Source organism: Robiginitalea sp. (assembly GCF_049588695.1).
GTDB lineage: Bacteria > Bacteroidota > Bacteroidia > Flavobacteriales > Flavobacteriaceae > Robiginitalea.
This window is the reverse complement of record NZ_JBAVZJ010000103.1, coordinates 1-6,785: the sequence shown is the minus strand read 5'-3', so window position 1 is coordinate 6,785 and position 6,785 is coordinate 1. Positions and strand designations below refer to the sequence as shown.

6 protein-coding genes are annotated in these 6,785 nt (G+C 48.7%); 5 read left to right on the top strand and 1 reads right to left on the bottom strand.

Going from position 1 to position 6,785, the window contains the following annotated elements:
- Positions 1–108: 108 nt before the first annotated feature.
- Complete coding sequence (locus WBV75_RS02230; RefSeq protein WP_424119027.1) at positions 109–1,254, bottom strand: Gfo/Idh/MocA family protein; 1,146 nt, start codon at positions 1,252–1,254, stop codon at positions 109–111.
- Between the two features lie 129 nt (positions 1,255–1,383).
- Between WBV75_RS02230 and WBV75_RS02225 the strand changes: the two genes are divergently transcribed.
- The 5 genes from WBV75_RS02225 to WBV75_RS02205 all read left to right on the top strand — a co-directional run.
- Positions 1,384–2,880: a S10 family peptidase gene (locus tag WBV75_RS02225; RefSeq protein ID WP_424119026.1), complete on the top strand. Its 1,497-nt coding sequence runs from the start codon at positions 1,384–1,386 to the stop codon at positions 2,878–2,880.
- Positions 2,881–2,886: 6 nt separating this feature from the next.
- A complete protein-coding gene (locus WBV75_RS02220) occupies positions 2,887–3,465 on the top strand; it encodes a hypothetical protein (protein ID WP_424119025.1) in 579 nt (192 codons plus the stop codon).
- Between the two features lie 112 nt (positions 3,466–3,577).
- Positions 3,578–4,240 carry an SGNH/GDSL hydrolase family protein gene (locus WBV75_RS02215; RefSeq protein ID WP_424119024.1) on the top strand — a complete coding sequence of 221 codons (663 nt, stop codon included), beginning with the start codon at positions 3,578–3,580 and terminating at the stop codon, positions 4,238–4,240.
- Positions 4,152–5,270, top strand: coding sequence for a glycosyltransferase family 2 protein (locus WBV75_RS02210; RefSeq protein ID WP_424119023.1), 1,119 nt, complete (start codon positions 4,152–4,154; stop codon positions 5,268–5,270). Before WBV75_RS02215 ends, WBV75_RS02210 begins: the two co-directional genes overlap by 89 nt.
- Positions 5,271–5,381: 111 nt before the next feature.
- Positions 5,382–6,785 (top strand): BatA domain-containing protein (locus WBV75_RS02205; RefSeq protein WP_424119022.1); only part of this gene is annotated, 1,404 nt, incomplete at its 3' end.

Here is a 6,785-nt window from a genome sequence, read left to right as displayed (position 1 = left end):
GGATTGGGGGTTTTTGAGAATTTTCAATAGTCTATTTTAAAAAACTACTGTGCTCCTAAAACGCCTGTAGAAAATGGATATGATAATTCTAACTGATCTTGTTTGTGATTAAGACCTCTTAGCAAATCCATAACCCTGGGGCAAATCGAGGGCAATGCGGCGTCCCCCTTCCCGGATCGAACGATAAATAGCCTCCACAATAACCATATCCCTCCTGCCCATCTCCCCGGGCGCGAGATTCGGACTTCCAAAAAGGATGTGTTTGGCAAAATCGTCCATTTGTAATTTTTGCTGGCTTTCATGGGGAAAAGAGATCGGGCCTTCTGAGCTTTGACCGCTCAACGGCCCATAATTGTTGGCGGGGTTGAGTTCAAACCATCCCCCGCTCCCCGAGGCGTACAGCCGGTTGGCATTTGCGTTGTGAGAAGTCATCATTTGGGCTACTGTACCCCCCGGAAACTCGAACTGGGCGGTAATAGTTTCATCGGTATCTTTAAAATAGTCCGGCCGCGTACTGAATTCCTGGGCCGATACACTCACCGGGTTCTTTCCACATCCGTAAATACAACTCTGGATGGAATAAACCCCCATATTCATAAGGGCCCCACCCCCCGATAAGGCTTTATTCAATCGCCATTGATCCGGATTCCCTCTCGACATATAGGCCGCATCAGCCGACACAAAATTGATGTCCCCTATAGTATTTTCCCGAACCATACGCTGAATCTCCCGGGTATACGGTTCAGAATGAAGCCGGTACCCCACTCCAAGGGTAACGCCTGCGGCCTTACAGGCTTCGATTATCGCATCGCACTCGGCAACTGTCATCGCCATGGGCTTCTCACAGATAACATGTTTGCCCGCCTTTGCCGCCCGTATCGAGAATTCTGCGTGCATGCTATTGGGCAGTACAATATATACGATATCAACATCATCATCTTCAGCAATGCGGTCGAAGGTTTCGTAGGTATAGATGTGGGTAGGGTCTATGCCGTATTTTTTTTGCCATTGTACCTCTTTAGACGGGGTACCCGTCACTGCACCGGCCAGATAACAGTACTTCGTCTCCTGGAGGGCTGGTGCCAGTTGATATGTGCTATAACTACCCAGGCCCACCAGGGCGATTCCCAGTTTCTTCTTTTGAATACTTCCTCCTGTAGCCGAAAAAGCCGGGGCAAATGCCGTTGTAAGAAGCCCTCCTACAGTACCTCCTGCAAGTGTTTTCCCAAATGTTCTGCGACTGATTCCCTCCATGTTTCCCTTTTTAAACAAGTTACGGAATTTAGCGGAAGTGGGAACTGCATCTAAAAGCCTGAATTTTTCAAAGTCAGGGGAAGGATACATTTTAAAATGCTATTTTTAAGGCACACAAACGTTAACTACATGCTGAAATCATTAAGGGGGATGCTCCTGGCATTCCTGATCTCCTTTTCCGGATTCCTGACCGCACAAGAACGCAAGCTCCCGATCGATACAACCGTTGTAACCGAACATAGCGTAACCGTTAATGGAGAGCGATTCGCTTACAAGGCGGAAACGGGCACACAACCTGTATGGGATGAGATGGGGAAACCTATTGCAGCCCTGCACTACACCTATTATACCCGCAATGACGTCAAAGACAGGTCTTCCCGCCCGCTATTGATTTCCTTTAACGGCGGGCCCGGCTCGGGATCCGTTTGGATGCATCTCGCCTATACAGGTCCACGGGTGCTCCGCATCGACGATGAAGGTTACCCGATTCAGCCCTATGGCGTAAAAGAGAATCCGTTCTCAGTGCTGGATGTATCTGATATCGTCTATGTGAACCCTGCCAATACAGGGTATTCCCGTACCATTCCCGAAACGGGGAAAGAGGTCGACCGGGAGAAATTCTTTGGAATTAATGCGGATGTAAAATACCTGGCCGAATGGCTAAACACCTTCGTCACCCGGCACAACCGATGGAACTCACCTAAATATATTATAGGTGAAAGCTATGGGGGCACCCGGGTCATGGGATTGTCCCTGGCACTCCAGAATCAGCAATGGATGTACCTGAACGGGGTAATCATGGTTTCTCCTGCAGATTATAAAGTAATCCGGGTAGGCGGGCCCGTAAGCAGTGCAATGAACCTCCCTTACTACACAGCAGCGGCGTGGTATCAGAAGGCCCTCCCCCCTGCCCTTCAACAGAAAGACCTGCTGGAAATCCTCCCTGAATCTGAAGAATTTACAATTGACACCCTTATTCCTGCTATTGCCAAAGGTGGTTTTATCCCAGATGCTGAACGCGAGGCAGTAGCCGAGAAAATGTCTTATTACTCGGGACTTTCGAAAAAAGAAATCCTCCAGCATAATCTGGACGTACCCACCTCGTATTTCTGGAAAGCCCTGTTGAGGGATCGCAGTGGATACACCATCGGGAGGCTGGACAGTCGATACCTTGGAATGGATAAGTCGCTTACGGGCAACAGGCCCGACTATAACTCTGAACTGACTTCCTGGCTCCACAGTTTTACTCCTGCCATCAATTACTACCTGCAGGAAGAACTGAAGTTTAAAACAGATATTAAATACAATATGTTCGGGCCCGTCAGGCCCTGGAACAATGAGAATGACGATACCCGGGACAACTTGCGGCAGGCCATGGCTCAGAACCCCTATCTGAATGTCCTGGTTCAATCGGGGTATTACGACGGGGCGACGACGTATTTTAATGCGAAATACACCATGTGGCAGGTTGACCCCAGTGGCCGGATGAAGGATCGGTTCGAATTCAAAGGATACAGGAGCGGACACATGATGTACCTCAGACGCGAAGATCTCAAACAAGCCAACGAAGACCTGCGAAATTTTATTTTGAGAACCACCACAAAGGGCGAAAGCGCCAAATACTAATTAGAAATGAAAAAATTACTGTTCTTGCTGCTTATCCTGCCTTTAACCGGAGGCCTTCTGGCCCAGGACATTCCCCCTAAAGACTGGCAGATCGAAACGGCCCTTATGGCTGTGCCTTCAGACTATCGGGAAGGGGCGGCAGTCTATGGGTACGATGCGTCAGGGGCCTTTACCAAACTCCGGGAGGGGACAAATGACTATATCGCCCTGGCCGATGATCCTACACGGGAAAACTTCTCAACCGCGGCCTACCACAAAGACCTGGACCCCTTTATGGCCAGGGGGCGCGAATTAAAGGCAGAAGGGAAATCCGGGGATGAAATTTTTGAAATCCGGGAAGCGGAAGTTCGGGCGGGAACCCTTGCATTACCGGACAAAACAACATTGTGCGTCTTTACCGGAAAAGTGAATCCTCAGACCAGGGAAATCGAAGACCCGTATGTGCGCTATGTGTTTTATATGCCTTTTGCCACCGGGGAATCAACGGGTCTCCCGACCACTCCAACGCCTCCGGGACACGCCTGGCTTATGAATCCCGGGACGCACCGGGCACATATTATGATCACCCCTCCTAAAGAAAACTGAGGGGCCCTGGACAGGATTTGGGATCAGGTCATCTCTTTATCGATCCCCCTGCTGAAAACTATATTGCTCCAATATGAGAAAGTGCCACTTTCTGATACCTTGTATACTACTGATGCTATCGCTATTTCAAACGAAGATCACTAACGCCCAGGACTGGGCTAATCTGAAAGCATTCGAACAAGCCAATAAGTCGCTGGGCACGCCAGAAACCGGTGAAAACCGGGTGGTGTTTATGGGAAATTCCATCACCATAGGCTGGAGCGCAAAAGTGCCAGAATTCTTTAACGACAAACCTTATATCAACAGGGGTATTAGCGGGCAGACAACGCCCCAAATGCTCCTTCGCTTCCGACAGGACGTCATTGACCTGCATCCAAAAGTCGTGTTGATTCTGGCCGGGACTAACGACATTGCCGGGAATACCGGGCCCATGAGCCTTGAACAGATAATGGATAATATATCCTCTATGGCCGAACTGGCCCGGGCCAATGGCATTGAACCGATTCTTTGTTCTGTTCTTCCGGCAGAGCGATACCACTGGAAACCCGGTAAAAAGCCAGATGAAAAAATACCCTTGCTCAATACAATGATTCGGCAGTACGCCCATAAGAAGGGCTTGATTTACCTGGACTACTTTGGCGCCATGGCCAATGATAAAATGGGTTTGGATAAGAATCTCGCAGAAGATGGAGTGCACCCCACCCGAAAGGGCTATCAGATTATGGGGCCCCTTGCTGAAGCCGCCATTTTACAAGCTCTGGAGCGTCGCCCTTGAATTTATGGCCGCAAAAGCCCCTATCATAAGGCCCCAGGTTAGCATCTTAATGCCATTTAAGAACACCAGCGCCTACCTTGAGGAATGTCTGACCTCCATCACCGACCAAAATTTTGAAACCTGGGAACTCCTCGCAGTCGATGATCATTCGAGCGATTCCAGTCTTGCCATACTTACCGAATGGGCTGCACATGATTCCAGAATTCGCGTTTATCCCAATCAGGGCCGCGGAATTATACCGGCACTGAAAACCGCCTATGCCCACAGCCGTGGAAGGTTGATCACCCGTATGGATTCAGACGATCGAATGGCTCAGGGACGGCTTGGGGAAATGGCGGGCCAATTAGAGGCCTCTGGCCCGGGGCACATTGCGCTGGGGTTGGTAAAATATTTCTCAAATCGGGGGATTTCTGACGGGTATGCCCGCTATGAACGGTGGCTCAACCGCCTCACAATTGAAGGTTCCAATTTTAATGAAATCTATAAAGAATGTGTAATACCCTCTCCTTGCTGGATGGTACATCGACAGGATCTCGACGCCTGCGGTGCCTTTGCCCCGGAACGCTATCCCGAGGATTACGATTTGTGTTTTCGGTTCTATGCCGGGGGATTGACCTGCCTGCCGTCATCCAGGCTGCTGCACTATTGGAGGGACTACGATGAGCGCACATCCCGCACCTCTGAGCACTACGCACAGAATTATTTCCTGGATCTTAAAATAGACTATTTCCTGGAGTTGGATCGAGATGCCTCACGCCCCCTGGTCCTTTGGGGTGCGGGTTATAAAGGGAAGCACCTGGCCCGTCATCTTGTGGATAAAGGAGTTCATTTCCACTGGCTATGTGACAACCCGAAGAAAATCGGTAAAACAATCTACGGGGTGCGCCTTTCGCATTTTCAGGTACTGAAAAAAATGAAAGCCCCACAAAGCCTTATTACGGTCGCCAACGAAGTATCTCAGGAAGAAATCCGGCGATTCCTGACCGGGCGTAATCAGTTTTCAGAAAAAGATGCCTTCTTTTTTTGTTGATACACGAAGGTGTATTCTTAAAATTATTTCTGTTTCCTATTTGTCTTTTATATAGTCAACACTGTATTGTGGTCAACGAAATGGCTATATTTGATCAATTGTTATCCGCCTATGCAATTACAGTACCCGGAACTTCTTTGGGGTCTATTGCTTCTGATTCTTCCGATCCTGGTTCACCTGCTTCGGTTGCGCAGATACCGTAAAACACCCTTCACGAATGTGAAGGTTCTTCAAAAGATTTTTTCAGAATCCAACCGAAGCAGCCAACTGAAAAAGTGGTTGTTGCTCCTAATGCGCCTCGGGTTGATCAGTGCCCTGGTCATTGCCTTTTGCAAGCCATACATTCCTTCTGAAACCGTTGATAATAAGAAAGATATTGTTGTATATTTAGACAATTCATTTAGCATGCAGGCGCGATGGAAAAATTCCAATCTCCTGGAACACGCCGCTCAGGAAATCCTCCAGAATTTTCCTGAAGACCTGAGTTTCTCATTCCTCACACAATCCGAGAGTTTTACCCAGGTGGGTACGAAGGATTTGCAACAAAAGCTACTCAACCTGGAGTTTAGCCCGACCACATTAACCGCTGAAGAGATCCAACTGCGAACCGCAACCCTGTTTTCCGGCGTGGATTCCACAGAACAGGAACTCTGGGTCTTTTCTGACTTTACAGGATGGAACCCCCGGGCCTGGGAGAACTGGAATGGAACCAGGGTAAAAGCGATACCTTTGGAAGCCGAGGCTCGTAAGAATATTTCGATTGATTCTGCATTTATAGGACAATTGGGGCTGGAAACCCTTGATCTGATCGTTCATTTAACCTCCGATTCAGAACTGGACAATAGCGCCATCTCCCTTTATAACAAAGATGTTTTGATTGCAAAAACCGGGGTTGAACCACAGGCTGGAGGTGGCCTGGAAGCTCGGTTCACCATACCCGCAGATACTGAACTGGCAGGCACCCTGCAGGTTTCAGACACCGATTTGTTTTACGACAACACACTCTACGTCTCCCTGAGCAAACCCGGTAAAATCAGAGTGCTGAGCATCGGTACAGCCTCAGCAGATTATTTGGGTAGAATTTTCACTTCAGATACTTTTATTTTTTCACAATCCACGCTAAGAGAACTCGACTACAGCACCATAGAAGAACAACACCTCGTTATACTAAACGAACTGGAAACCCTTCCTGCCAGCCTGAACACGGCACTTAAGGATTTTGCAGAGCAAGCTGGCAACCTCATTGTGATTCCTTCCGAAAATGCTCAAACCTCCTCTTTTAATGGTTTTCTAAGAAGTTTTGGAGGTGGGCTGGGAGAACGCACCAATACCGAAACGCTCATTACTTCAATCCAATTTGAACACCCCGTTTTTAAGGATGTATTCGAGAGGGAAATCCAGAATTTTGAATATCCGAAAACTCGCATGCACTACGCTATCCAGGGTGCCTTTCAGCCGGTTATAGATTTCCAGGACGGCAGCCCCTTCCTTGCGGGCCGTGACGGGATCTACATC

Bases quoted from the DNA above. Each gene is read 5' to 3' on its own strand.
- WBV75_RS02230 (WP_424119027.1), bottom strand. From the start codon at position 1,254: ATGGAGGGAATCAGTCGCAGAACATTTGGGAAAACACTTGCAGGAGGT.
- WBV75_RS02225 (WP_424119026.1), top strand. From the start codon at position 1,384: ATGCTGAAATCATTAAGGGGGATGCTCCTGGCATTCCTGATCTCCTTT.
- WBV75_RS02220 (WP_424119025.1), top strand. From the start codon at position 2,887: ATGAAAAAATTACTGTTCTTGCTGCTTATCCTGCCTTTAACCGGAGGC.
- WBV75_RS02215 (WP_424119024.1), top strand. From the start codon at position 3,578: ATGCTATCGCTATTTCAAACGAAGATCACTAACGCCCAGGACTGGGCT.
- WBV75_RS02210 (WP_424119023.1), top strand. From the start codon at position 4,152: ATGGAGTGCACCCCACCCGAAAGGGCTATCAGATTATGGGGCCCCTTG.